This is a genomic window from Providencia sp. PROV261, assembly GCF_028477945.1.
Classification (GTDB): domain Bacteria; phylum Pseudomonadota; class Gammaproteobacteria; order Enterobacterales; family Enterobacteriaceae; genus Providencia; species Providencia stuartii.
Map to the genome: position 1 here is coordinate 64,253 of NZ_JAMPMC010000003.1, position 26,872 is coordinate 91,124.

At 41.4% G+C, this 26,872-nt stretch carries 20 protein-coding genes; 13 read left to right on the forward strand and 7 right to left on the reverse strand.

The window, feature by feature from the left end:
* Positions 1–54: 54 nt before the first annotated feature.
* The 7 genes from ybfF to fur all read left to right on the forward strand — a co-directional run bounded on the left by ybfF (position 55) and on the right by fur (position 8,374).
* The gene (ybfF, locus tag PR675_RS00755) at positions 55–837 is read left to right on the forward strand and encodes an esterase (RefSeq protein ID WP_060560698.1); all 783 of its coding nucleotides are present in this window, start codon (positions 55–57) and stop codon (positions 835–837) included.
* Between the two features lie 231 nt (positions 838–1,068).
* Positions 1,069–3,156 carry a peptidase domain-containing ABC transporter gene (locus tag PR675_RS00760; RefSeq protein WP_060560697.1) on the forward strand — a complete coding sequence of 696 codons (2,088 nt, stop codon included), beginning with the start codon at positions 1,069–1,071 and terminating at the stop codon, positions 3,154–3,156.
* A 17-nt stretch (positions 3,157–3,173) separates the two neighbouring features.
* Positions 3,174–4,502, forward strand: coding sequence for an HlyD family type I secretion periplasmic adaptor subunit (locus tag PR675_RS00765; protein ID WP_040132960.1), 1,329 nt, complete (start codon positions 3,174–3,176; stop codon positions 4,500–4,502).
* A 3-nt stretch (positions 4,503–4,505) separates the two neighbouring features.
* Entirely contained in the window at positions 4,506–6,614 is a 2,109-nt protein-coding gene (locus PR675_RS00770) for a type I secretion system permease/ATPase (RefSeq protein ID WP_060560696.1), read from the forward strand.
* 169 nt (positions 6,615–6,783) lie between these two features.
* The gene (gene ybfE, locus PR675_RS00775; RefSeq protein WP_004918124.1) at positions 6,784–7,077 is read left to right on the forward strand and encodes a LexA regulated protein; all 294 of its coding nucleotides are present in this window, start codon (positions 6,784–6,786) and stop codon (positions 7,075–7,077) included.
* 146 nt (positions 7,078–7,223) lie between these two features.
* Positions 7,224–7,751, forward strand: a complete 528-nt coding sequence (gene fldA, locus PR675_RS00780; protein ID WP_014657842.1) for a flavodoxin FldA — start codon at positions 7,224–7,226, stop codon at positions 7,749–7,751.
* Between the two features lie 173 nt (positions 7,752–7,924).
* Positions 7,925–8,374 carry a ferric iron uptake transcriptional regulator gene (gene fur / locus PR675_RS00785; RefSeq protein WP_004918120.1) on the forward strand — a complete coding sequence of 150 codons (450 nt, stop codon included), beginning with the start codon at positions 7,925–7,927 and terminating at the stop codon, positions 8,372–8,374.
* A gap of 303 nt (positions 8,375–8,677) precedes the next feature.
* On the opposite strand, the gene PR675_RS00790 is transcribed toward fur, so the two are convergent.
* Positions 8,678–11,356, reverse strand: coding sequence for a beta-N-acetylhexosaminidase (locus PR675_RS00790; RefSeq protein WP_040132958.1), 2,679 nt, complete (start codon positions 11,354–11,356; stop codon positions 8,678–8,680).
* A 68-nt stretch (positions 11,357–11,424) separates the two neighbouring features.
* A complete protein-coding gene (gene chiP, locus PR675_RS00795; protein WP_004918116.1) occupies positions 11,425–12,822 on the reverse strand; it encodes a chitoporin ChiP in 1,398 nt (465 codons plus the stop codon).
* Positions 12,823–13,295: 473 nt separating this feature from the next.
* Here chiP and PR675_RS00800 point away from each other — a divergent pair, with 473 nt between their 5' ends.
* Positions 13,296–14,732, forward strand: coding sequence for an MFS transporter (locus PR675_RS00800; protein WP_272582651.1), 1,437 nt, complete (start codon positions 13,296–13,298; stop codon positions 14,730–14,732).
* A gap of 36 nt (positions 14,733–14,768) precedes the next feature.
* Here PR675_RS00800 and ansB read toward each other — a convergent pair whose 3' ends face one another.
* The gene (ansB, locus tag PR675_RS00805; protein WP_014657840.1) at positions 14,769–15,812 is read right to left on the reverse strand and encodes an L-asparaginase 2; all 1,044 of its coding nucleotides are present in this window, start codon (positions 15,810–15,812) and stop codon (positions 14,769–14,771) included.
* A gap of 178 nt (positions 15,813–15,990) precedes the next feature.
* On the opposite strand from ansB, the gene ycaO reads away from it, so the two are divergent.
* From ycaO to pflA, 4 genes are all read left to right on the forward strand, one after another.
* Positions 15,991–17,745, forward strand: coding sequence for a 30S ribosomal protein S12 methylthiotransferase accessory factor YcaO (gene ycaO / locus PR675_RS00810; RefSeq protein ID WP_060560693.1), 1,755 nt, complete (start codon positions 15,991–15,993; stop codon positions 17,743–17,745).
* Positions 17,746–18,088: 343 nt separating this feature from the next.
* Positions 18,089–18,946 carry a formate transporter FocA gene (gene focA, locus PR675_RS00815; RefSeq protein WP_004918108.1) on the forward strand — a complete coding sequence of 286 codons (858 nt, stop codon included), beginning with the start codon at positions 18,089–18,091 and terminating at the stop codon, positions 18,944–18,946.
* Between the two features lie 69 nt (positions 18,947–19,015).
* On the forward strand, positions 19,016–21,298 hold the full coding sequence (pflB, locus tag PR675_RS00820; RefSeq protein WP_004918106.1) for a formate C-acetyltransferase: 2,283 nt from the start codon (positions 19,016–19,018) through the stop codon (positions 21,296–21,298).
* A gap of 143 nt (positions 21,299–21,441) precedes the next feature.
* Positions 21,442–22,236, forward strand: coding sequence for a pyruvate formate lyase 1-activating protein (gene pflA, locus PR675_RS00825; RefSeq protein ID WP_014657838.1), 795 nt, complete (start codon positions 21,442–21,444; stop codon positions 22,234–22,236).
* A 40-nt stretch (positions 22,237–22,276) separates the two neighbouring features.
* Here the strand turns inward: pflA and PR675_RS00830 are convergent, their stop codons facing one another.
* Both PR675_RS00830 and PR675_RS00835 read right to left on the reverse strand, forming a co-directional pair.
* The gene (locus tag PR675_RS00830; RefSeq protein WP_014657837.1) at positions 22,277–22,903 is read right to left on the reverse strand and encodes a LysE family translocator; all 627 of its coding nucleotides are present in this window, start codon (positions 22,901–22,903) and stop codon (positions 22,277–22,279) included.
* A gap of 36 nt (positions 22,904–22,939) precedes the next feature.
* A complete protein-coding gene (locus PR675_RS00835) occupies positions 22,940–23,362 on the reverse strand; it encodes a DUF2000 domain-containing protein (RefSeq protein ID WP_004918101.1) in 423 nt (140 codons plus the stop codon).
* A 167-nt stretch (positions 23,363–23,529) separates the two neighbouring features.
* On the opposite strand from PR675_RS00835, the gene PR675_RS00840 reads away from it, so the two are divergent.
* Positions 23,530–24,009: an Lrp/AsnC family transcriptional regulator gene (locus tag PR675_RS00840; RefSeq protein ID WP_004918098.1), complete on the forward strand. Its 480-nt coding sequence runs from the start codon at positions 23,530–23,532 to the stop codon at positions 24,007–24,009.
* Positions 24,010–24,088: 79 nt separating this feature from the next.
* On the opposite strand, the gene serS is transcribed toward PR675_RS00840, so the two are convergent.
* Both serS and PR675_RS00850 read right to left on the reverse strand, forming a co-directional pair.
* On the reverse strand, positions 24,089–25,378 hold the full coding sequence (gene serS, locus PR675_RS00845; protein ID WP_040132956.1) for a serine--tRNA ligase: 1,290 nt from the start codon (positions 25,376–25,378) through the stop codon (positions 24,089–24,091).
* A gap of 150 nt (positions 25,379–25,528) precedes the next feature.
* A complete protein-coding gene (locus PR675_RS00850) occupies positions 25,529–26,872 on the reverse strand; it encodes a replication-associated recombination protein A (protein WP_004918094.1) in 1,344 nt (447 codons plus the stop codon).

A 26,872-nucleotide genomic window follows, 5' to 3' on the forward strand; every position in this document is an offset into this window, starting at 1 on the left:
CTAATGTACATGCCATCATATCGTTAAAGAAGATAAATAAGCTGAAAATGAACTATGACAAACCTGCTAAACCATACTATTCATAAACCTGAAACTCCGGTATCGTCTACCCCTGTCGTGCTGATCCACGGATTATTTGGTGATCTCAATAATCTCGGTGTATTAGCCCGCGATTTACAAAAATATTTTGTCACCATCCAAATTGATGTCAGAAACCATGGCGACTCATTCCGTGCCACGACAATGGAATATCGCCAAATGGCACAAGATGTCATGACACTCTTACAATCCCTTGGATATGAAAACGCCATTTTGATTGGTCACTCCATGGGCGGGAAAATTGCGATGGCAGCAACCGAAATTGCCCCTCATTTCGTAGAAAAAGTTGTGGCTATTGATATGGCGCCTGTCGCTTATCAAGTTCGCCGCCACGATACCATTATTGCGGCTCTCGAAGCGGTGACCCTCGCTGGCGTCAAAAGCCGCCAAGACGCGACGGTTGTCATGCGCGAATACCTTGATGAAGAGAGTGTCATTCAGTTTTTACTCAAATCATTCCGCCAAGGCGAGTGGAAATTTAACCTGCCTGCCATCAAAGAAAACTATGAGTCTATTATTGGCTGGGAAACCGTTCCGGCTTGGGATAAACCTGTTCTATTAATCCCCGGAGGTAACTCCCCTTATGTGCAAGCCGAATATAGAGAAGAGATTGCCGCACAGTTCCCAAATGCGAAAGCATGGGTCGTCGCGGATGCAGGGCATTGGGTTCATGCAGAGAAACCAGATCATGTACTTAGAGCCATACACCGTTTCTTAGACTTGCCCGAATACCAATAAATTCAAGCTTTATTTATAATGAAGGGAATATATAACCCTTCATTATAAACCAAATAAGAACCAATAATATATAAGACAAACTTCAATACACTGATAACTATTATTTCTGTATTATCTCTGTGAAAACTATCCATGCTATTTCATCTATTATTGCTAACATTATTTTATCAGCAATAAATATCAACCATCCTATATGACAAGCAATAACCCAAAGGAATATTCACAGAAAAAATGGAAAGTGAAAATACTCAGTCAACACTCTACTTTATTGGCATCATCATTAAGTTAACAAGTGATATTAGTCAAAACGAGTTTAATACCATCACCGCAGAGAAAGAAAGTTTCCGTGATACATTAAAAGCGCTTCAAAACAAGCTTAATATAAAGTGTAAATATAAAAATCAAACCAATAAAAACATTAGTAAGATAGATTCTCCTTCTATTATTTATGATAATGATAACGTAGCTTATCTATTAGCTAATTTTAATCATGAGCAAGTTCTTATTCAGCGATTTGGTAACCATCCTCCAGAATTATGGAGTATGGATAAGTTTATCCAAATGTGGAGTGGTAAATGGCTACAGGTTAAAACCAAACAAAGCCAATTTGATATTACTTGGTTTAAAACAGAATTTTTGAAATATAAATATATTATCGCTAGCGTTTTATTATTTTCATTTATTTTGCAAATACTCGCATTAGTGACACCAATTATTATCCAAGTCATTATGGATAAAGTGTTAGTGCATAATAGTATGATGACATTGGATCTGCTGATCTTTGGTCTTATTATTGCCGCCATCCTTGAAGTGACGCTTAAAGGGCTGCGTGAGTATGTTTATAACCATACCGTTAACCGTATCGATATGACTTTAGGGTTAAAGTTGGTCAATCATTTACTACATCTGCCCCTTTCGTTTTTTAAAACTCGGCAAATTGGTGCAATCGTTACACGCGTTAAAGAGCTAGAGACTATTCGCGAATTTTTGACAGGAAGTTTTTTTACACTCTGTGTTGATGTGCTCTTTTTATTTGTTTTTCTTTATGTCATGAGCCTATTATCCTCAACCTTAATGTTGGTTTTTTTATGCTCAATTCCTTTCTATTTATTAGTTGCTTGGTGGCTGACGCCTAAAATTGAGGCCGCGGCCCATAAGCAATTTGCAAATATTGCCATCAACACCTCATTTTTAACCGAAAGTATTAATGGTATTGAAACAGCCAAAAGCCTCTCAATAGAGCCCAATTTTACTCGCCGCTGGGATCAGCAAACTTCTGATATGAGTCATACGACATTTGCGGCAGGCCAAATCAACTCCCGCTCTGAACATATTGTGATGGTGATTGAGAAATTAACCAGCGCCGTTATTTTGTGGATTGGTGCCTCTGAAGTCTTAGCCTTACAGCTTACTATTGGTCAATTTATTGCATTTCATATGATGGTCAATCATGCAAGCCAGCCTCTTGTTAAGTTGGTTAAGCTCTGGGGGGATTATATTAGAACCAAAGTTGCCATCGAAAAATTAGCGCAAATTATCAATTTGCCGACAGAGCAAACAAAACAAGCGGATAATAATACCTTAAAAGGCCATATCCATTTGCGTAATATCTCTTTTCGCTATCAACCTGACATGCCTTATATTCTCGATAATTTTAATTTATCGATTCAGGCTGGTGAAACATTAGGCATTGTTGGTACATCTGGCTCAGGGAAAAGTACTCTTGCACGTTTATTACTCCGATTATATACCCCTGAGAAAGGAACGATCCTATTAGATGGCACTCCTCTTTCATCGATGAATATTCATTCGCTCAGAAGGCAAATTGGTATCGTATTACAAGAGAACTTTCTTTTTAACCAAACCGTTTTCGATAATATTGCGCAAACTTATCCCAATGCGTCAATGGATGAAGTCATACATGCGGCCAAAATGGCGGGGGCCCATGATTTTATCTTAAAATTACCGATGGGTTATGACACCATATTATCCGAAGGAGGCGCATCACTGTCTGGGGGACAACGCCAAAGAATTGCTATTGCACGTACACTGCTCGCCGACCCTAAAATTATTATTTTTGACGAAGCCACCAGCGCATTAGATGATGAGTCTCAAGCTATTATTCAAAAAAATATGCAGCTTATTGCTCAGGGCAGAACGGTAATTACGATTGCTCATCGCCTTTCTACTATTCGTCATCACCAACGTATTATCGTGATGCAACAAGGCAAAATTGTTGAACAAGGAAGCCATCAACAATTACTTGAGCAAGGCCAGTTTTATCAACATTTATGGGCGTTACAGCAATCTTTTAAATAATGACACGGATGTTAGTTATGAAACAAACAGCAGCAACGACACGGTATAACCATTTTTTACCGTCACATTTAGCACTATTAAAAAGCCCGCCGTCTTACCTAGCCTTAACAACGGCCATCATTATCAGTATTGGCATTTTATTTGCGATTATTTGGTCATATATCGGTAAATTAGATATTCAAGCGACGACACAAGGCCGATTGGTCGTTTCCGGGCGAACACAAGTTATTCAAGCCTTTGAGCTTAGCCGCTTACAACATATTTATGTGGCTGATGGACAACACGTCAAACAAGGCGACCCATTATTAAGTGTTAATGTCTTAGGGATCAATCAAGATATTCATAATCTTAATTATCAAATTCATTTTCAACAAATTGAAAAATGGGTACATCATGCGTTATTAAATCAAATCTCCCCTGAGCTCACTCCGGAGTTTGCTAAATTATTACCTACAGAGCAGCAACGCCTTTTAGAAAGCTATCAAAGCTTAAAAAATGAATATGATGCGTTACTCAATGAGATTGATAATGAAATAACATTGAATAGAACTCATTATTCGGCAAGAGAGCGTGAATTAAAAGACGTTAATACTTTGATCATCAATATACAAAAACGCCTTGATGCCCATCGGGTATTAAATAATCAGCAACTGATTAGCCAAAAAGAGTTTTTGGAGCAAGAGCGTGAACTGTTAATGGCGAAAAAAGAGAAAACCTCAAAATTATCCGAGCTAGCGATCCTCAATAGTCAACATTCCGCACTACATGAAAAACGTCACCGACTACAGACACAGAAAACCCAAGAGTGGTATGAAAAATATCGTCAAGCTGAATTTAAATTAGTTTCAGCGGAGCAGGAATTACTAAAAAACCAAGAAAGAGAGCAGTTAAAAATTATTCGTTCCCCTGTAGATGGTACAGTACAACAACTCGCGACCTATACTTTAGGTGCCGTATTACAGCCAGCTCAACAATTGATGGTGGTTGTTCCCAATAATGACGTGCAATTAGCCGAAGTCAAAATTCTCAATAAAGACATTGGATTTATTCGTGAAGGCCAATTAGCAACGGTCAAAATAGATGCTTTCCCCTACACACGCTATGGCACTATCGATGGTGAAGTCATTTCGATTTCTAGAGATAGCACCCAAGACGAGCAATTAGGTTTGGTTTTTTTAGGACAAATAGGTTTAAAGAAAAAAAGCCTATTGGTTGAAGGCAATCACATCGAATTAACCCCCGGTTTATCGGTCACTGCCGAAATTAAAACCGAAAAACGTCGCGTCATCGATTATTTACTTAGCCCTATTCAAGAATATACCACCACCGCCATGAGGGAAAAATAATCCATGACTGCGACTGAAACAAATTATGGTTTAGAGGCTTTAGTGTGGGTGGCAAACCATTATCAAAAAAATGTCACTAAAGACCAATTAATGCATGCTATTGGCATGAGCTCTGATTCACCGACCGACTGGGAGCTTAGAGAATGTGCCCACATTATAGGCTATGAAAGTGAGCTTGATGATTTAGACAAACGGCAAATCGCTAACCTTCCCCTTCCTGCACTAATTCGTATTCACGATGTTTGGTGGGTGCTGGCAAACAATCATGAGGGGGCGTTAGTGTTAATTCACCCCACACAAGGTGAGCTTTGTCTGTGGCATGAACATAATACAGAGGTAAATAGCCGCTTTGCCGTGTTATTAATCAAAGAACAATTTGAAGCCGAGCAAAAAAGAAAGTTTGGTATTGGCTGGTTTATCCCTTCAATATTACGTCAGCGCGCCCAATTAAAGAATGTTTTTATCCTTGCAGCTGTCGTGCAACTTTTTGCCTTAGTTAGCCCATTATTATTTCAAAATGTCATTGATAAGGTACTTGTTGGACGTAGTTTAAATAGCCTTCATGTCTTGGCAATAGGCATTATTAGTATTGCCTTTGCAGAGCCGCTTTATAGTTTTCTTCGGAATAAAATTTTTAGCCATACCAGTACACAAATTGGCGCTGAATTATCAGGAAAACTCTATCGGCACCTAATGGCACTACCATTGGGCTATTTTAAGCGGCGCCCTACAGGAAAAATTATCGCTCGAATTCGTGAAATGGCCCATATCCGCCAGTTTTTAACTGGCTCTACCTTGATGCTATTTATCGATTTACTCTTTGTTAGCCTTTTTATTGCCATTTTGTTTACCTATAGCGCCATTATGTCATGGCTTCTCATTGGCTCTTTGGTCATCTTTTTTATTTTATGGATGATACTCGGCCCCATTATTCGGCAACAAACAGAGAAGTCCTATCAAGCCGATGAAAATGGGCTAACCTTCTTAACAGAGGCTGTCACAGGGATTGAAACGATTAAAACGACAGCAACTGAAACCTATTTTTATCGTCGCTGGCAAAAGTTACTCAGTAAACAACTTATTCAAGGTTTTAAAGTCACCTTGCGTAGTGAGGTCGCCTCACAGCTAATGGCTCTCGTCAGTAAAATTACCACAGCGCTGTTGCTTTGGGTGGGTGTCAAAGAGGTGATGAATGGGGGGATCACCCCCGGTGAATTGGTTGCCTACAATATGTTAAGCGCTCATGTCACTCAACCTGTACTTCGATTAGCGCAAATATGGCAAGATTTTCAGCATACCATTATCTCTCTTCGCCGTGTGGGGGATATTTTGGATGAGCCTATTGAAAATGAACGAAAAGGCATTGTCAGTTCGGCATCTATTCAAGGCCGTATTGAGTTCCAAAATATTCGTTTTCGTTATCAACCCGAAGCCCCAGAAGTGCTGAGCCATCTTTCATTATCCGTTAAAGCGGGAGAGTTTATCGGTATTACTGGGCCTTCAGGCTCTGGAAAAAGTACCTTAACGAAACTACTGCAACGGTTATATATTCCACAACATGGTCAAGTGATTGTCGATGGGATGGATCTTGCGGTTAGCGATACGGTTGCTCTGCGTCGCCGTATGAGTGTCGTACTTCAAGAAAGTATGTTGTTTGTCGGTACTATTGAAGAAAACATTCGTTTGAGTAAACCACAAGCCAATCATGATGACGTTGTGGAAGCGGCTAAACTTGCAGGCGCCTATGACTTTATTATGTCACTTCCTGAGCAGTTTAACTCCCCTCTGTCAGAGCGTGGACTGAATCTTTCGGGAGGGCAGCGCCAGCGCATCGCACTCGCTAGAGCGTTACTGACAAAACCGGATATTTTGATTTTGGATGAAGCTACCTCGGCATTAGACTACGAGTCCGAAGCCGCCATCATGGCGAATATGCCTTTAATCACACAAGGACGGACAGTGATCAGTATTGCGCACCGTTTGAATACTATCATGCATGCGGATCGCATTTGTGTAATTTGCGACGGTAAGGTGGCTGAAATGGATAACCATCAAAATTTGCTTCAGCAAAATGGGTTATATGCACATTTATGGCGGCAGCAAACTCAATAATAGTACCGTCAAAGCACCAGCATGCGCTCGGCTGGTGCTTTTTCCAACAAACAGCTCTTTTTTTTACTATCAATAACTTTCGCTCGACATGCGCTATGGTACAAGGGAGTCAGCTAGGGTATTATTGCGCGCTGGATTATTGGTATACGCCCTTTAGCAGTAAAAATATATGGCAAAAGAACAAACTGATCGCACCACCCTTGATTTGTTCGCTGAGGAACGCAGGCCTGGGCGACCTAAAACAAGTCCGCTGTCGCGGGATGAACAATTAAGAATCAACAAACGTAATCAACTTAAGCGTGATAAGGTCAAAGGACTACGCCGCGTTGAATTAAAACTTAATGAAGATGCTGTCACGATATTGAATCAATTGGCGAATGAAAAAAACATGAGCCGTAGTGAGTTGATAGAAGAGATGTTAATGTCACAGCTAGCGCTAGTCTATGAGCCTTCTGGTCAATAGTTTCGTCTTCATAAACCACACAAATTCGACAGATTTATTCACGCTTTTTCGCCAAAATAGGGTCAAAATTCTAGGTACTTTAGTTCAAATTTAGCCCTATCTGGCTTTAGTAAACCAGATTGGAAAAACAAGAGGTTATTCACTTTATGGCAGTCATAGGCATTTTCTTCGGTAGTGACACTGGTAATACAGAAAATATTGCCAAGATGATCCAAAAGAGATTAGGCAACGAGAACGCGGAAGTTCATGATATTGCAAAGTGCAGTAAAGAAGATATTGAAGCATTCGATATTCTGCTTCTCGGTATCCCAACTTGGTACTATGGTGAAGCCCAATGTGATTGGGATGACTTCTTCCCAACACTCGAAGAAATTGACTTTGAAGGTAAACTTGTTGCTTTATTCGGCTGTGGCGACCAAGAAGACTATGCGGAGTACTTCTGTGATGCGATGGGAACCATTCGCGATATTATCGAGCCACGCGGTGCAGTGATCGTCGGTCATTGGCCAACTGATGGCTACCATTTTGAAGCATCTAAAGGAATGGCGGATGATAACCACTTTATCGGCCTTGCTATTGATGAAGATCGCCAGCCGGAACTCACCGAAGAACGTGTTGATGCATGGGTACAGCAAATTTCAGAAGAGATGTCTTTGTCTGAAATTTTAGGCTAATCGACTAATTAGAAATAGGCTTATTAATACTATTATAATAATGCGACAAAGCATGGTTTCTATTTTTTATTTCCATGCCTATAATTGTAAATCAGTTTAGAAGACAACTGAATTTATGTTAAAAACGTCTCATTATTGTTAAATTTATGATTTAAGATACAGGACAAACCCGCATGACAGACAACAATAAAGCATTGAAGAATGCTGGACTCAAAGTCACTCTTCCAAGATTAAAAATATTGGAAGTACTTCAGGAGCCTGAGTGCCATCACGTCAGTGCGGAAGATCTCTACAAAAAGCTGATTGATATGGGCGAAGAGATCGGTCTGGCTACAGTTTACCGCGTATTAAACCAGTTTGATGATGCAGGTATCGTGACACGTCATAACTTTGAAGGCGGTAAATCCGTTTTTGAGCTGACTCAACAGCACCATCATGACCACTTAATCTGCCTAGACTGTGGAAAAGTCATCGAGTTCTCTGACAAATCCATCGAAGAGCGCCAGACCAATATCGCTGCACGCCACGGTATTAAACTATCTAACCACAGTTTGTATCTTTATGGTCACTGTGCTGATGGCGATTGCCGTGAAAATGCGGATGCACACGATCCAAAAGAGTAATTACCGTAAATCTTTGCCTTTAACTGACTATAGATAGTTTTTAAAAAGGCTGTGGGATTTGAGTCCAGTACTCACTGGGCTCTAGCCTTCCCCACTTCATATTAATGCCTTACTTATCCTGTTTTGAGATCTTTCAAGAACCTAACGAGTCCCCTTCAATCCTTTGTCAGCTGAGTAAAGATTAAGTCGTATGGTTGATAGGGTTCTGATACCCAAGCTCGGCGGGTAATAGAACGTGATTATTGTATGGTGACGATAAAACCGTGAGGGAGCCTCTTCATTCGCTCCCTCACCACATACCCGTTATTTTTGAGTCACGATTTCTACACGACTCGCCCTCGCCCCATCTGGACTTTTCGCTCTTATTTTGACGTTCCCATTGACTTTGGGTGGGTTATCCGCCGAATAAACCTGCCAGTTATCGCTATCTGCCAATGCATACTCGATAATTAAGCTAGGGTAACTGATATTCGCCAGTAGCACACCGTTTTCAATTTTTGCACCAGGAACAGGGATACGGTAGGCAACTCCGGCTCTATCTAAGCGGCGAAGCTCTTTTTGCCCTACGATAGTCGCAAAACGGTTCCAATCATCTGCTAATTTTTGCTGTGAAACATATTGGGTTTTACCACCAATATATTCACGCCCTGATTGATAATCATTTTCCCATTGCGCCTTATGCCACGCTCTTTCTGCCAGCGGCAAAATGCGAGGGAATAACATGTATTCGACCTTATCATCCGTTCTGACGGCTTCACTCCACAATTGCCCTGAAAGACCATATACGCCCGGCCAAGGCTTGTCGCTTTTCGCACTGAAAGGATTCCCATCTCTATCCACTGAGGTTTCAGCATTTTGAGGGAGGTTATTCGGGGCAAAAGCAAAGACTTTTTGTTCATCACTCGCGCGTGTTGCCCAGTAGTAACCACTTTCACTTGGGTTAACTTCATAAGGCATATCAAAATAGACATAGTCTGGGTTGGAGATAACCACTTGGTAGCCTTTGTTTGCCCAATCATTTGCCGAGTCAAAGCCTCCCCAATAGAGAGTATCCCAGAAATTAACGCGAACATTGTCAGTGGCGAAATCTTTCGCACTCGAAGCGTCTTTTAAACCATCCTGCCATGCTTGCATTGTTGTAACGCCTTTTTGTTGCAAACTTTTACTCACCTGTTTAGCAAAATGGCTGGAAAGATGGTCAAAATCGCTGACATCCCCTTGCTGAATTAAAGCCTGACATGCTTTCGATTTTGCCCATGGCTTATCTTCGCGCTGTTTATCAATAATACCTTTGCCCGGCTCAATAGGGCCGCGTTTATCTTGGAAGCCTGCACCTAAGCGAATATTTTTCGCCTCATCACCACCAAAATGCCATGTTTTCAGTGGAACACCTGCTTCATCGTGCATCTGCATCACTTCACTGACGACTTTATTGACAAAGTTCTGTGATGAATCTAAGCAAGGGTTTAAATAACTACGCTTATCATAAAACTGTACCGATGTGGTTATTGAAGTATCTGATGGGTCAACTAAGCGGTACTCATTTGCCCCTTGTTCATCGCCCGCCGCGCTTAACTTATTATAACGCGCCTCCATAGCAACAACGGCTGCACGTGCATGGGCTGGCATATCAATTTCAGGGATCACCTCAATGTTGCGATCTTTGGCATAACGTAAAATTTCAATATAGTCATCACGCGTGAAATAGCCGCTCCCCATATTATTATTGTCAGCCCCCGACCCGAGTTGCGGCAATAAACATTTTTGCTCAGTTAAATCATGGCAACGCTGACTTCCCACTTCCGTTAATTCAGGTAAACCGGGGATCTCTATCCGCCAGCCTTCATCATCGGTTAAATGAAAATGGAATTTATTTAATTTATAGCGTGACATCTGGTCAATTAATCGCATCACCACCTGTTTACTGTGGAAATTTCGTCCAACGTCTAAAAAGACCCCACGATATTCCATACGTGGTTTATCATTCACGACCATTGTTGCCACTTTCGGTGTGTCACTTTCAGTTACCGCTGACAATAATGAACCTACACCATAAAATAACCCTATACGGTCATAACCAATAATTTCGGCTCGTTGCGGTGTGATCACTAATTTGTAAGCACCACTCACTTGATCTTCAGTAGAAAATTGCTTAGGTGCGATTTTTCCTTCAATGGGGAACCCGTGACTATTTTGTTTTAGCTTGCTCAGTTGTAAGTGTTGTTCAATAACAGCTAACTCACCTTTCGTTAGCCCATTTAGTTGTAATTTAACGCCTTTACTCAGATCAACATCCTCTGACTGCAAACTGATATCAAATGGAGTAGGTAAGATTTGCCCTCGCAATTGCTGCTCAGATAACGGTTTCATCGCTAAGTTTTTTTGATAGCGGTTTTCTGGTGTCATTAATAGATTGTTATCGGCGTCGGTTCGTTTCCAATTTTTCAGTTCAAAGGGGGTAACAAAGGTTGTTGGATCTTGAGTATCAGTGCTCTTAAGGTTGCGTGGGGATGCATCTCCCGATGTCGCGTACCACCTAGGCATAAAGTCTGAATAACTAACCTGCCAATATTCTCCCGTTAGCGGTAATACCACTTTTTCGTGGGCTTTAATCCCTTTAAATTGCTCTGTTGGTGTAATTTTATGAAGGTCGCCTGTAATATGTGTGATCTTAAATTGCGGGTTATCTTGTTTTAGAATCTGTCTAATACTATGAAAATAAAGCGCCCAATCGTTGGATTCAATCGCAGTATCGCCATTTGTTAAGGTAATATCGACACGGTTACATGCAGCCCAATCGGCACCCAGTGCAGCACAGTGAGTACCATGCTCACCAGCTTGGTTATCAAGCACATTTATTTTCACATCTATATCACTTAATGCATCGACGACTTGAGCCGATGATTGTTCAGCATTTACTGCGGTAGAAAAAAGTGTTGCTGATATGAATAATGCTAAAGGACTTAAATAATTCTTTTTCATTGTGACCTCAATATTAAATTCAAAATCAACCACTGCTATTTTATTTTTTAATAGCAGTGACCGCGCTATTAAAAAATAGTAAATGGCATCATGACCATAAACTTAATATCTTTTTCATCTTGAAATATATTGCCGAACCCACCACCATAGCTTGGAATATCTGTATGGTTGTCATATTTAGTAAAATGTAATTTAAATAAGGTATCTTTCGCCTTACCTGTCTGAACGGTATATAAAATATCAACGTTCCAAGCCGTTTCTTTTAATTTTACATCTTGAGCATATTGTGTATTCGTGCTGGGTTTAGCATCCCATCCATAAATATATGATGTTCCTACTTTCCAACCAGCAAGATCCCATTTAGCTAAATCGTACATCACCCCCGCAAAGAGCGCTTTTTCATTATTCGCGTTATAATCGGAGCGCCCATCCCACCAAATATCTAATCGCCCATTTGATGTCGCATACCCCGGGGTCATACGCTGTAAAAAATAGCCCTGATTCCCCTTTGCCTTCACATAAGTGCCTTCTAATCGAAAATCAAACTGATCATAGGTATAGCCAAACGTCACGGCTTGCAAGAACGCCAGTCCATCGTAAACATCATTAATGCCACCATTGGTTACCTTATCTTTTGCTCCATAAAATTGATAAGACATCCGCAGGTCACGGGTAGCCACAGGAACAGCATAAGAGGCCTTAGCAAAGTACTGGTCCATATAGCCTTTTGCTTGCCCATAAGCCGCCTCTAAAACAAGGTTATTTTTAAAATCATATTTAAAACCAAGGGATTGCAAATAACTGATCCCTGTTTGGCCATCCGCTTCACGGAAGTTATACATATCGCGATACCAAGGCGCTTTATAACGGTCTGTCCACATATATGACAGACTCAAGGCCCCTTGTTGTGCGAAATCAAATACCCCACCGATTTCGAAACCCCGATAAGTTCCGGGCATATAGCTCCAGTGAGAAGCTAATAGTGTTTGTCCTGTTGGTTGGATATAACCGCCTCTGCCCCAAAACGGACCATATTGCATTTTAGCCGCTGCTTTATAAACGCTGACACCACTTCGATCACCGGTCCATTTTTCATCCCAACGCGTTTTTGCATCACTAAAACCAATTTCATTAGGCGCCGCTGGGCCACTATTGGATAATTCTATGGCTGTAAATGCGGCTAAATCTAAACCGATGACATCCTGAAAATAACCTGAAGAATAATCAAGGCTGGCATTCACGGTTGAATGTTTAAGGTTGTCGACATATTTCTTATATTTATCGCTTTCTGGATTTAACTCTTTCCTCGAACGGTCACGTTGCCAATAATACAAACCGCCTTTAAGGGTTGAATCATCTAAAAATTGCTCAGAAAAACTTATTGGTTGATAACTAATAGGAAGGAGTGCTATTCCTATTTTAAGCACGAGTATTCCCCTGCCACGATTGACATTTTTATTAACCATTCGATGTTTCCTCAGTTTTTTATATTATTTTTCAGTGATAAATTTCAGTAGCCGCCCATTAAGTAATGATTAGTTTTGATAAACAAAATACGAGTACCTACTTAGCCTATTTTTCGCAACGCGAATTATCAAGACTAAAAATATATTTATTCCTAAAATATGAGCCAAGACACATTAATTTTTCTATTCATTTACAGTACTAATTATTCGAGTTTATGGTGTTTCTCGAATTAATATCCTGAATTTAGGATAAAATGCAGGCAAAACACTATGGACAGAATGGGCATTTTGGACTTATTTCAACATAAAAAATAACTACATTTGAATGTAATCGTTTCATTCAAACTTGCTAAGTTGATTCATAACTGCTTTAGTTGATGAATAGTTTTTCACTCATAAACAGATCAAGTGAATGATTTTAGTGAGGGAAAATAAGGCGATTCAATAAGAGAAATAAGAGGGATCCGTCACACGTGAATATAGAGAAAAGTCAGCAGGAAGGTTGGCGTAAACTACTCACCGGTAAGAATCTCTGTTTAACACTTGCCTTATCGGGGGGGATTTGCCTCCATGCGATTAATGTTTATATCACCATTACCACATTACCTTCCGTTGTACGGGATATTGGCGGCATTAATTTCTATGCTTGGAATACCACACTGTTTATTCTGTCTTCGATTATTTTGTCCGCCCTTACCTCACGGATCCTCAATTATTTTGGCCCCAAAAAAAGTTATGGGCTGGCGACGTTGATTTTTCTTGTAGGATCCGTTATCTGCGCTATCACCCCCTCAATGCCAGTGATGCTCCTTGGCAGAGTGATCCAAGGGGCTGGTGGCGGGATTTTACTCACCTTATCTTACTCAATGGTACACATTGTATTTCCTCAACATTTATGGTCGAGAGTGTTAGCGATGATGTCGAGTATGTGGGGAATGGCAACATTACTAGGGCCAGCACTGGGTGGCGTATTTGCAGAGTACGATATATGGCGAGGAGCATTTTGGTGTCTGGTCGTAGTCGGTATCCCTTATTTATGGCTGACTTGGCGGATTTTGCCGGCAAAAAATCCCCATGAAAACTGCCCTCAACAGCCGATTCCATTACAGGCCCTTTTACTGCTTTCTTGCGCCGTGCTCGCCATCTCTCTAGGCAGTTTGAGTCAAGACAAATTTATCCCTATTGGAGGGATGTTTATTGCCGTTTTACTGTGTGCTCGATTAATGGTTATTGAGCGTCGTGGTCATAATACGCTTTTTCCTTCGGGAACATTTCGCTTTTCTGCACAATTAGCGCCTATTTACCTCACGATGGCATTGTTGGGTCTAAGTGTACAAACAGAGGTTTTTGTTCCCTATTTTTTACAGATATTGCATGGTGTGGCTCCCTTGTTATCAGGCTATTTAGCGGCCCTAGTCGGTGCGGGTTGGTCAAGTGCCGCCATTGCTTCCTCATCACTAAAGCCGACGGTTGCCGTGCGAATTATTCGTTTCGCTCCACTATTCACACTGGTAGGCCTAACCACTCTTGCATTGTTCATAACAAAAATTATTGCTATTGAAGCATTTCAGGTATGGATTATTTGTATTGGTCTATTTATCACTGGCGCAAGTATTGGTGCAGCATGGCCACATTTGCTCACGCGAGTATTGCAAGTCTCGGCTGGAAGTGAATCTCAAAAAGCGTCGTCGGCAATTACGACCTTACAGCTATTTTCCACTGCTTTTGGTGCCTCTTTGGCAGGTATGATCGCTAACCTTGCAGGGCTTTCTTCACCTGGAGGGATTGAAGGTGCACAATCGGCATCAATATGGCTCTTTATACTCTTTTCCTTAGTACCTTGCTTTGCGCTAATTACCGCTAATATTGTCGCCAATAGGGTGGATTTATCTGCGAAAAGCTGCGAATAGAGGGTCATTCCCCCTATTCGCTAATTTTAGTGTGGGTTAGTATTTTTCAAAAAGTGCCTGAATACGTTTAGGATCTTTGGTTTCAGTCAAGGCTAATTGAAGTAAAACACGTGCTTTTTGCGGGTTTAAGCGCTCTGAAGCTACAAAGCCATATAAGTTATCATCCACTTCAGCATTACGAGTGGTGTAGCCTGTTGGTACACGGCTGGCACGAACGACAACCACATCCTCTTTAGCGGCAGTGGCCAATGCATCAAAAACCGTTTTATACATGTTGCCATTCCCAACCCCCGCACTCACTATTCCCTCAACTCCCTCATCACGTAACGCTTTCACTGGGGCAGCAGAGGCATTAGCATAGTTATAGACAATGCCAACTTGAGGTAATTTGTCTAATTTACTGACATCAAAGGCTGCTTTATTATCTCTAGGCTCTGCTGGTTTATAAAAAGTCACTTTGCCATCATGGATAAAACCTTGTGGGCCTGCATTTACTGCCTCAAACGCTTGCACTTCGGTTGTGTTCATCTTAACGACATCACGCCCTTGGATCACTTTATCATTCATTGCCATTAAGACACCGCGATCCCCCGCTGATTTATCCGTCGCTACCACCACCGCATTATATAGGTTGAGAGGGCCATCAGCCCCCAGTGCAGTCGATGGTCTCATTGCGCCAACCAATACAATAGGTTTTTGACATGATGTTGTTAAATCGAGGAAAAAGGCAGTTTCTTCTAACGTGTCTGTACCATGAGTGATCACAAATCCATCTGTTTTATCACACTCTTGGTTGATTTTTTTCGCTAACGTTAACCAGACTTGGTCATTCATATCTTGGGAGCCAATATTGACCACTTGCTCGCCATTAAGATTCGCTATTTTTTTGATTTCAGGCACTGCATTGATGAGTGCATCAATACCGACCTTTCCGGCTTGGTAGCTTGAAGATGTTGCTGATTCACCACCTCCTGCTATCGTTCCTCCGGTGGCTAATACGGTAATATTTGGTAGTGCAAAAACGGATGTACTTGCCAATGAGAGCGCTGTCGCCAGTAATATTTTATGACTCTGTTTCATCCTATAACCTCTCTTTAAATAAACTACCGTTATTATGTGGATTTGAAACTGCATTTCCGTGATACCGATAATTATTTTAGGCAAAATAGTGGGGATTAGGATAATTTTGCGTGAGGTGTGTAACAAAAATCCGTATCATAGCCCCCTATAATTCTCCCTATTGATAAGTAACAAAATCATGAGCCAAACATTTATTCCTGGCAAAGATGCCGCCCTTGAAGTTTCCATCGATGCATTTCAAACAAAATTGAAAAAGCTCGGTTTTGATATTGAAGAAGCCTCATGGCTGAATCCTGTTCCTAATGTTTGGTCAGTCCATATTCGAGACAAAGCATGCCCTCTGTGCTTTACGAACGGCAAAGGCGCGAGCAAAAAGGCCGCTTTAGCTTCTGCACTCGGTGAATATTTCGAGCGTTTATCAACTAACTATTTCTTTGCCGATTTCTATTTAGGAAAATCGATCGCTGAAGGTGATTTTGTTCATTATCCCAATGAAAAATGGTTTCCTCTTACCGAAGACGATAGCTTACCGGAAGGTATTTTAGACACTCGCTTACGTGAATTTTACGATCCTGATAATGCCTTGGCAGGCAGTCAGTTGATCGATTTACAATCGGGTAATGAAGAGCGTGGTATCTGTGCACTGCCTTTTACTCGCCAATCCGATAACCAAACGGTTTATATTCCTATGAATATTGTCGGCAACTTATATGTCTCTAATGGTATGTCGGCAGGCAACACGGCAAATGAAGCGCGTGTTCAAGGCTTATCTGAAGTCTTTGAACGTTTTGTGAAAAACCGCATTATTGCTGAACGAATCAGCTTGCCTACCATCCCAAATGAGATCATGGCTCGCTATCCTAATGTGGTTGAAGCTGTTGTCACACTTGAAAAAGAAGGTTTCCCTATTTTCTGTTATGACGCCTCTCTTGGTGGTCAATTCCCAGTCATTTGCGTGGTGCTATTTAACCCACAAAATGGAACCTGTTTTGCCTCTTTTGGTGCCCACCCTGATTTTGGTGTTGCTTTAGAGCGTACCGTAACAGAACTCTTGCAAGGCCGTAGCCTTAAAGATCTTGATGTGTTTAATGCGCCGACATTCGATGATGAGGAAGTGGCTGAGCAGACTAACCTAGAGACCCATTTTATCGACTCTAGTGGTCTTATTAGCTGGGATCTCTTTAAAGACGATGCCGATTACCCTTTCGTCGATTGGAATTTTAAAGGCACAACACAAGAAGAATTTGCAACACTTATGGGCATTTTTAATCAGCTCGACGCCGAGGTTTATATTGCTGATTATCACCACTTAGGGGTTTATGCCTGCCGTATTTTAGTGCCGGGTATGTCTGATATTTATCCTGTCGAAGACTTGCATATTGCCAACAATGCGATGGGGGCACATTTACGTCATACCATTATCGCGCTGCCTGATAGCCAATGGGAAAAGCAAGATTATCTGGCATTAATAGCGCAATTGGACGATGAAGGCCTCGATGATTTCACGCGTGTACGAGAGCTACTTGGCCTTGCCGTAGGTAAAGATAATGGCTGGAGTAACTTGCGTATTGGTGAGTTAAAATCCATGCTGGCGCTAGCAGGTGGTGACCTAGATCAGGCATTAGCCTGGGTAGAATGGACACAAGACTTTAATAGCTCCGTTTTTACCGCTGAACGAGCTAACTATTATCGTTGTTTGCATACCCTGCTACTACTGAGCCAAGAAGAACAACGTGATGCGTCACAATATTATAGCGCTTTTGTCCGTATGTATGGGCAAGAGACCGTCGATGCGGCATCCGCTGCTATTGCTGGCGAATCTTGTTTCTATGGTTTGTGGTCCATCGATGATGAGTTAACTGCGCTTCCATCTCACCAAGCGCTACTTGCAGCCTATGAAAAACTGCAAAAAGCAAAACGTGAACATGCCTAATTGTTTTCTAAATCATCATTTTTAGATAGTGGCCTTCGGGCCATTATCTTTATATAAGTTAAATTAATTAAAATCACCACTCATTTTGCAATATTTAAATAACAAATCACCGGTTTTATTTACCTATATTCCCTGAGCAAAGTCAGAATATAAAAATTTTTAATAAAATTTAAAAAATATTTAATTTATAAAAATCAATTAGATAAATCGAAATTTAACCATTTTTCAACAATTTACGTCGATTTCTTACGATGGTTCATGATCCATATCAAATTTCTTAGTTATGCCGTTTGTTACTATGATTGCGTGCTATAATTAATCAACTTAGTAAGAGAGTGTTAGTATGAAAGCTGACAACCCTTTTAATCTTTTGCCTCCCGCTGTAATGGCTCAAGTTGCAGATGACTCTGGTGTTTACAAAGCCAATAAACATCCTGCAATAACATACTTGTCAGCATTCACTGCCGGTATCTTTATCTCAATCGCATTCGTTTTTTATATTACTGCGACCACTGGCGCACAAGCCGCTCCTTTTGGTTTTACGAAACTTATCGGTGGTGTCTGTTTCTCTCTTGGGTTGATGCTCGTGGTTATTTGCGGTGCAGATCTATTTACATCCACGGTGTTGACCATTGTGTCAAAAGCTACAGGGCGGATCACTTGGGGGCAAATGTTCCTAAATTGGTTTAACGTCTATGTTGGCAACCTTATCGGCGCGCTCTTCTTTGTTGCTTTGATTTGGTTTGCTGGTCAATATACCGCGGCAAATGGTCAATGGGGGCTTAATGTCCTACAAACCGCAGACCATAAACTGCACCATACATTTATTGAGGCTGTTTGTTTAGGTATTTTAGCTAACTTAATGGTTTGTCTCGCTGTTTGGATGAGCTATTCAGGTCGTAGCCTAGCCGATAAGCTTTTGGTGCTTGTGCTCCCTGTCGCCATGTTCGTTGCGAGTGGCTTTGAACATAGCATTGCAAACATGTTTATGATCCCATTAGGTATCATGATCAAAGAGTTTGCTCCAGCTGAATTCTGGACTCAAATTGGCGTTTCACCAGAACACTTTTCTCAACTCAGTGTTAGCAACTTTGTTACAGACAACCTAATACCCGTTACTATCGGCAATATCATTGGCGGCGCACTTTTAGTCGGCCTAATTTACTGGTTCATGCATTTACGTGGTGGTCAAAAACATTAATAGCCACTACTTTCACGAAAAGATTTATTAAGATCCTTAAAAGATCCATTGTTAAAAGGTAAAAGTATCATGTCAGAATTAAATGAAAAATTCGCTTTAGCATGGCAAGGTTTTAACCAAGGTAACTGGAAAGAAAACGTCGATGTGCGTGACTTCATCCAGAAAAACTACACTCCATATGAAGGTGATGAATCTTTCTTAGCAGGCTCTACCCCAGCAACAGATGCGCTGTGGGAAAAAGTCATGGAAGGAATCAAAATCGAAAACCGTACTCATGCCCCCGTTGATTTTGACACTGATGTTGCATCAACGATCACTTCCCATGATGCGGGTTACATCGCCAAAGATTTAGAACAAATCGTTGGTCTGCAAACTGATGCACCTCTAAAACGTGGACTTATCCCATTCGGTGGGATCAAAATGGTGGAAAATTCATGTAAAGCCTATGATCGCACTTTAGATCCTAGCCTGAAAAAAATCTTTACTGAATACCGCAAAACCCATAACCAAGGCGTTTTCGATGTTTACACTCCAGACATCCTAAAATGCCGTAAATCAGGTATCTTAACCGGTCTGCCTGACGCATATGGTCGTGGTCGTATCATCGGTGACTACCGTCGTGTTGCTCTGTACGGTATTGATTTCCTGATGAAAGACAAATTTAATCAGTTCACTTCACTGCAAGAAAGATTAGAGAACGGTGAAGACCTGCAAATGACCATTCAATTGCGCGAAGAAATTGCTGAACAGCACCGTGCATTAGGCCAAATCAAAGAAATGGCTGCAAAATATGGTTATGACATTTCAGGTCCTGCGACTAACGCTAAAGAAGCGGTTCAGTGGACTTACTTCGCTTACCTAGCGGCAGTGAAATCACAAAACGGCGCGGCAATGTCATTTGGTCGTGTTTCAACCTTCTTAGACATTTATATCCAACGTGACCTTGAAGCTGGTAAACTGACAGAGCAAGAAGCACAAGAGCTGATTGACCACTTAGTCATGAAGCTACGTATGGTTCGTTTCCTACGTACTCCTGAATACGATGAGCTGTTCTCTGGTGACCCAATTTGGGCAACAGAATCTCTGGCAGGTATGGGTCTTGATGGCCGTACACTGGTGACTAAAAACACCTTCCGTTTCTTAAATACACTGTATACCATGGGCCCTTCTCCAGAGCCTAACATGACTATCCTGTGGTCAGAGAAACTGCCAATTAGCTTCAAAAAATTCGCTGCAAAAGTCTCTATCGATACTTCATCAGTTCAGTATGAAAACGATGACTTAATGCGCCCAGATTTCAACAACGATGACTATGCTATCGCATGTTGCGTCAGCCCAATGGTAGTTGGTAAACAAATGCAGTTCTTTGGTGCTCGCGCTAACTTAGCGAAAACCATGCTGTATACCATCAATGGTGGTATTGATGAAAAACTGAAAATGCAAGTAGGTCCTAAACACGCTCCTATCATGGACGAAGTACTTGACTTCGATACTGTGATGGATCGTATGGATCACTTTATGGATTGGTTAGCAACTCAGTATGTCACTGCATTGAATATCATTCACTATATGCATGACAAATACAGCTATGAAGCGGCTCTGATGGCACTGCATGACCGTGACGTTTACCGCACAATGGCTTGTGGTATCGCAGGTCTATCTGTCGCTGCTGACTCACTGTCTGCAATTAAATATGCGAAAGTAAAACCAATTCGTGACGAAGACGGCATTGCAATTGACTTTGAAATCGAAGGTGAATACCCACAATTTGGTAACAACGACCCTCGCGTCGATGATATTGCTTGTGACTTAGTTGAACGTTTCATGAAGAAAATTCAGAAACTGCCGACTTACCGCAATGCAGTACCAACTCAATCTATCCTGACAATCACTTCTAACGTGGTTTATGGTAAGAAAACAGGTAACACACCAGATGGTCGTCGTGCTGGCGCACCATTCGGACCAGGTGCAAACCCAATGCACGGACGTGACCAAAAAGGTGCTGTGGCTTCACTGACTTCTGTCGCTAAACTGCCATTTGCTTACGCGAAAGATGGTATCTCTTATACCTTCTCTATCGTACCAAATGCATTAGGTAAAGATGATGAGGTTCGTAAAGCGAACTTAGCCGGTCTAATGGATGGTTACTTCCACCATGAAGCTTCTATCGAAGGCGGTCAGCACCTGAACGTCAACGTAATGAACCGTGAAATGCTGTTGGATGCGATGGAAAACCCAGAGAAGTATCCTCAGTTAACTATCCGTGTTTCTGGTTATGCAGTGCGCTTTAACTCACTGACTAAAGAACAACAGCAAGACGTTATTACTCGTACTTTCACAAGTTCAATGTAATAATTAGGTTAATAAGTCAATTAAAATAACTAAAAAGCCCCAGCCTTATGGGGCTTTTTTAGAACTAAACCTGAATACTTTAAGTCAATTACCCACTAATAACGATATATTTAAGTATAACAGGTATTTTTGGAGTTCCTGCTATGTCGACAACAACCAATATTATCCCAACCGCTGATTTAAGCACCACTGCGCCTCCTGCGACGCTGGGACGTATCCATTCCTTTGAATCTTGTGGTACTGTTGATGGCCCTGGTATTCGCTTTATTGTCTTTTTTCAAGGCTGCTTAATGCGCTGCTTATATTGTCATAACCGTGATACTTGGGACACCCATACCGGTAAGATGGTTACCGTCGAAGAGTTAATGAAAGAAGCTGTTACTTATCGGCACTTTATGAATGCCACAGGTGGTGGCGTAACGGCATCGGGCGGCGAAGCGATTTTACAAGCTGAATTTGTTCGTGATTGGTTCCGTGCATGTAAAGCGCAAAATATCCATACTTGCCTTGATACAAACGGCTTTGTACGTCGCTATGATCCCGTGATTGATGAGCTAATGGAGGTAACCGATCTCGTTATGCTCGATTTAAAACAGCTCAACGATGATATTCACCAAACATTGGTCGGCGTTTCTAATCACCGGACACTCGAGTTCGCTCGTTATCTTGCCAAACGTAACCAAAAAACTTGGGTGCGTTATGTCGTTGTTCCCGGCTGGAGTGATGATGACCACTCTGTTCATCTGCTCGGCGAATTTACCAAGGATATGAAAAACATCGAGAAAATCGAATTGCTCCCCTACCATGAGTTAGGCAAACATAAATGGGAAACCATGGGCGAGGAGTATAAACTCGATGGCGTTAAGCCCCCTTCAAAAGAGATCATGGAACGTGTCAAAAGCATCCTTGAAAGCTACGGCCACAAGGTCATGTATTAAACACCCTAATGGCTCTACACTCATGTAGAGCCATTATCATTTATTGTGTTTTAAACAGCATACCAATAGCTGAGGCAAACATGATCAAAGCGGTTCCTCGAAAAATCACTCTCTGCGATTTCGTACTCGATAAAAATTTACTTGCCTTCTTTGCACCAAAGATAAATATCATGCCAACTAAAAGTAATATTAATAACGTAGTTGGAACTAATACTGTGCTCCAAATCGTTATAGTCATTTCATTTAAAGAAATGACTAACGGTAATATTGCCATATAAAAAGCGATTGTTTTTGGATTACTTAATGTAATGGCAAGACCGGAAACACTCACAATAGCTAACTGCTTTTTTGATATAGCACCTACAGTATTTAATGGTTGGGCATCGTGGCGCCAAAAGACATAAGCTAACCAAAATAAATACAGTGCAGCAAACCAATAAATTAAATTAAAGATCGCGGCTAAGTGGTCAGCAACGAATACTAGGCCGAATATCGCAAAAGAGAGATAAATAATATCCCCTAAAATTAATCCACTCAGTAGTGCAAACCCCATTGTTACGCCACCCTTCAAGGTACGTGCGACGACTGCGGTCATTCCGGGCCCTGGAATAACGGCAGCAATCGCCAATGCACTCGCATAAGAGAGCAATTGTGTTATGCTTATCATATGATTAACCTACAGTAGAATGGCGAGATATAACGCTTATTTAAATAATGATAAATTACCGGTTAATTTATTGATGCTATTTTTATTCCCTACTAAACCAATAGCTGCTAATTGAATTTCTTGATCTAGAGTGTTAGTTAATTTTTGAGTGTAGTCATCATAACTTTTACAAGACTGAGCAATTAAACTAAAAGGTAATATATAAATATCTTCATGCTCTGCTATTTCTTTTTGAATTTGCTTTATTCGCTCAGGCGAGCTTTTTAATATAGGTAATGATGCACTGATTACCCCAGGATAATAAATATTATCTGCACTCATTAAATCATTCCCTATTAATTGGGTAATTTTGTTGCCTATCCCTACACCAATGATACTTGCAGCATTCATAGCAAGCCCTAATGCTAGATCTTGATTGACGATGATGGCACAACGATGAATAGATGCATCAAATTGCATAAAATCCCCTTTTCATAATTTTTGATAACATAAGGTTCTTCTGGTCGTGAACTGTAACAATTATGTCATCAATAAATAGAAATTTGCTGCCTATCTTATCTGTAGTAAAGTAGCTAAAAGAAGAAAATTACCTATTTATAAATATATTCCGAAAGGAAATACCCGCTATGGCAATAGATAAGACAGAAATCAAGATTCTTAAACTCCTTCAAGACGATGCACGTATTACAAATCAAGTACTCGCTGATAAAGTCGGTATGTCAGCATCCCCTTGCTGGCGACGCGTCCGTAAATTAGAAGACGATGATGTGATCCAAGGCTATCGAGCTATTCTTAACCGCAAAAAAATTGGTTTAGGTGTTATGGTTTTTGTGCGTGTCACTATCGACAGCCATAGTGAAACGGAAGCAAAGAAATTTGAACAAGAAGTCAGTGAGTTAGAAAATGTTGTTTCATGCTACAGCATCGGGGGAGATGCCGACTTTTTATTGCAAGTGGTTTCCCATGATTTAGATTCCTATGCCGATTTCGCGATGTCTGTGATCCGACGGCTTCCTGGTATTAAAGAAATGCAAAGTATGTTCGTGCTTAAAGAGATCAAACCCTTAGTTTCTTATCCTGTAACAACCGTTAATAGTGAAGCATAATAACCAGCAACGTATCAGTGGGTTGTAAAAAAAACGCCACTAATAAGTGGCGTTTTCTGTTTTAGTTAATTTAACTTGATTAACCGATGTACTCTAGGCCTTTCATATATGGGCGCAATACTTCTGGTACTTCAATACGACCATCTGCTAATTGGTAATTCTCCAATACAGCAACCAACGTACGACCAACAGCAAGACCAGAACCATTCAGTGTATGCACCAACTGTGTTTTCTTGTCACCTTTACTGCGGAAACGTGCTTGCATACGGCGAGCTTGGAAATCCCACATATTTGAGCACGAAGAAATCTCACGGTAGGTATTCTGAGCTGGTAACCAAACTTCCAAGTCATAGGTTTTACGTGAACCAAAACCAATATCACCAGTGCAAAGGATCACTTTACGATAGGGTAATTTCAGTAATTGCAGCACTTTCTCCGCGTGACCGGTTAGCTCTTCCAATGCTTCCATCGATTTCTCAGGATGCACTATTTGTACCAATTCGACTTTATCAAATTGGTGCATACGGATAAGCCCACGCGTGTCACGGCCATAAGAACCCGCTTCTGAACGGAAGCATGGTGTATGCGCTGTCATTTTTAGCGGTAATGCATCTTCATCAAGGATTTCATCACGTACTAAGTTGGTGACCGGCACTTCTGCTGTTGGGATCAATGCATAAGTACTTTCCGCTTCTTCTTCAAGCGGCTTAGTATGGAACAGATCTTCACCAAATTTAGGTAATTGACCAGTGCCATAAAGCGTATCATGGTTAACCAAATACGGTACATACAGCTCTTGATAGCCATGCTGTTCAGTATGCAAATCCAGCATAAACTGAGCCAGTGCACGGTGTAGACGAGCAATTTGCCCTTTCATCACCACAAAACGCGCGCCTGTCAGTTTAACGGCCGCAGGGAAATCTAGACCACCAGCGAGTTCGCCAAGGCTAACATGATCTTTAACTTCAAAGTCATATTGGCGTGGTTCACCCCAACGGGCAACCTCAACGTTATCTGAATCATCTTTCCCATCAGGAACAGCATCATCAGGCATATTCGGGATACTTAATGCAATATCACGGATCTCTTGTTGCAGCTTATCTAATGCTAACTTAGCAGCATCTAATTTTTCGCCTAACTGGTTCACTTCCTGACGTAAAGGCTCGATATCTTCACCACGCGCCTTAGCTGCACCAATGGATTTCGATCGCGAATTACGCTCTGCCTGCAGGGATTCAGTTTCAACTTGCAAAACTTTGCGGCGTTCTTCTAATTCACGCAGCTTTTCCACATCAAGGGTAAAACCCCTGCGAGCCAGTTTTTCAGCAACCGCGTCTAGCTCCGTACGCAGTAAATTGGGATCGAGCATGCTTATCCTGTGATTATTGTTAGTCAATATTGAAAGGGAGTATAACACATTCCGGCATTATACTCGTTACACCATCAAGCCGCCTATTGTGAAGGCGACCTAAATAATTTTATAAAAAATATTTCTTATAACCTTACCGCATTGCCCACATTAGCGATAGCGTTTTGTTGGGCTATTTTGATCCTGTTGCGCTAACCAGTTTAATTTTTCTGCTATTTTCGCTTCTAAACCACGATTCGTTGGGTGGTAATATTGGGTATGTTGCATTTCAGGTGGGAAATAAACCTCACCGGCTGCATAAGCATTTTCTTCGTCATGAGCATAGCGATACTCTTTCCCCGCCCCTAATTCTTTCAACAGTTTTGTCGGTGCATTACGTAAATGGGCAGGTACATCATAATCAGGCTGCATTTGCGCATCCGCTAACGCGGCTTTATAAGCCGTGTAAACTGCATTACTTTTTGGTGCACATGCCAAGTAAACAATAGCTTGAGCAATCGCACGCTCACCTTCCGCAGGACCAACCCGAGTGAAGCAATCCCATGCGGAAATAGCGACCTGCATTGCTCGCGGGTCGGCATTCCCTACATCTTCAGATGCGATAGCCAGCAAGCGCCGAGCCACATAAAGTGGATCACCACCTGCGGTAATAATCCGCGCATACCAATATAAAGCAGCATCGGGAGCCGAGCCTCGTACTGATTTATGCAAGGCAGAGATTAAATCGTAATAACGATCACCTTTATTATCAAAGCGCGCTGTACGTTCACCGCTGACTTCTTTTAGTAATTCAGCCGTTAAAATACGCTGACCATGGCTATCGGTTTCCGCCATATCCGCCATCATCTCTAAAAGATTGAGGGAGCGACGCGCATCACCATTAACCAACTCGGCAATTAATTGACGAGTGGTATCGGGTAAAATCACATTTTGCCCGCCTAAGCCTCGCTTGGGATCCTCCATGGCTTGCTGCAACACATCTTCAATATCGCTTACCGTTAAAGATTTCAGTAGATAGACCCGTGCACGCGACAATAATGCGGAATTGAGTTCAAACGAAGGATTTTCTGTGGTTGCGCCGATAAAAGTAATGGTGCCATCTTCAATGTGTGGTAAAAACGCATCTTGCTGACTTTTATTAAAACGATGCACTTCATCAACAAATAAAATAGTCCTACGACCCGCATCTCGATTTTGGCGAGCTTTCTCTATCGCTTCACGGATCTCTTTAATACCGGACGTAACGGCAGAAATACGTTCAATATCTGCCTGTGCATAGTGACCAATAATTTCGGCTAATGTGGTTTTGCCTGTTCCTGGTGGCCCCCACAAAATCATTGAATGTAAATGACCTGCTTTTATTGCCCTAGGTAATGGTTTACCTTCAGCAAGCAAATGTTTTTGACCTATATACTGTTCAAGCACCTCTGGGCGCATACGCGCTGCCAGAGGTTGAAATTCATTTTGTGAAAAATCGAGTGATAGGTTGCCCAC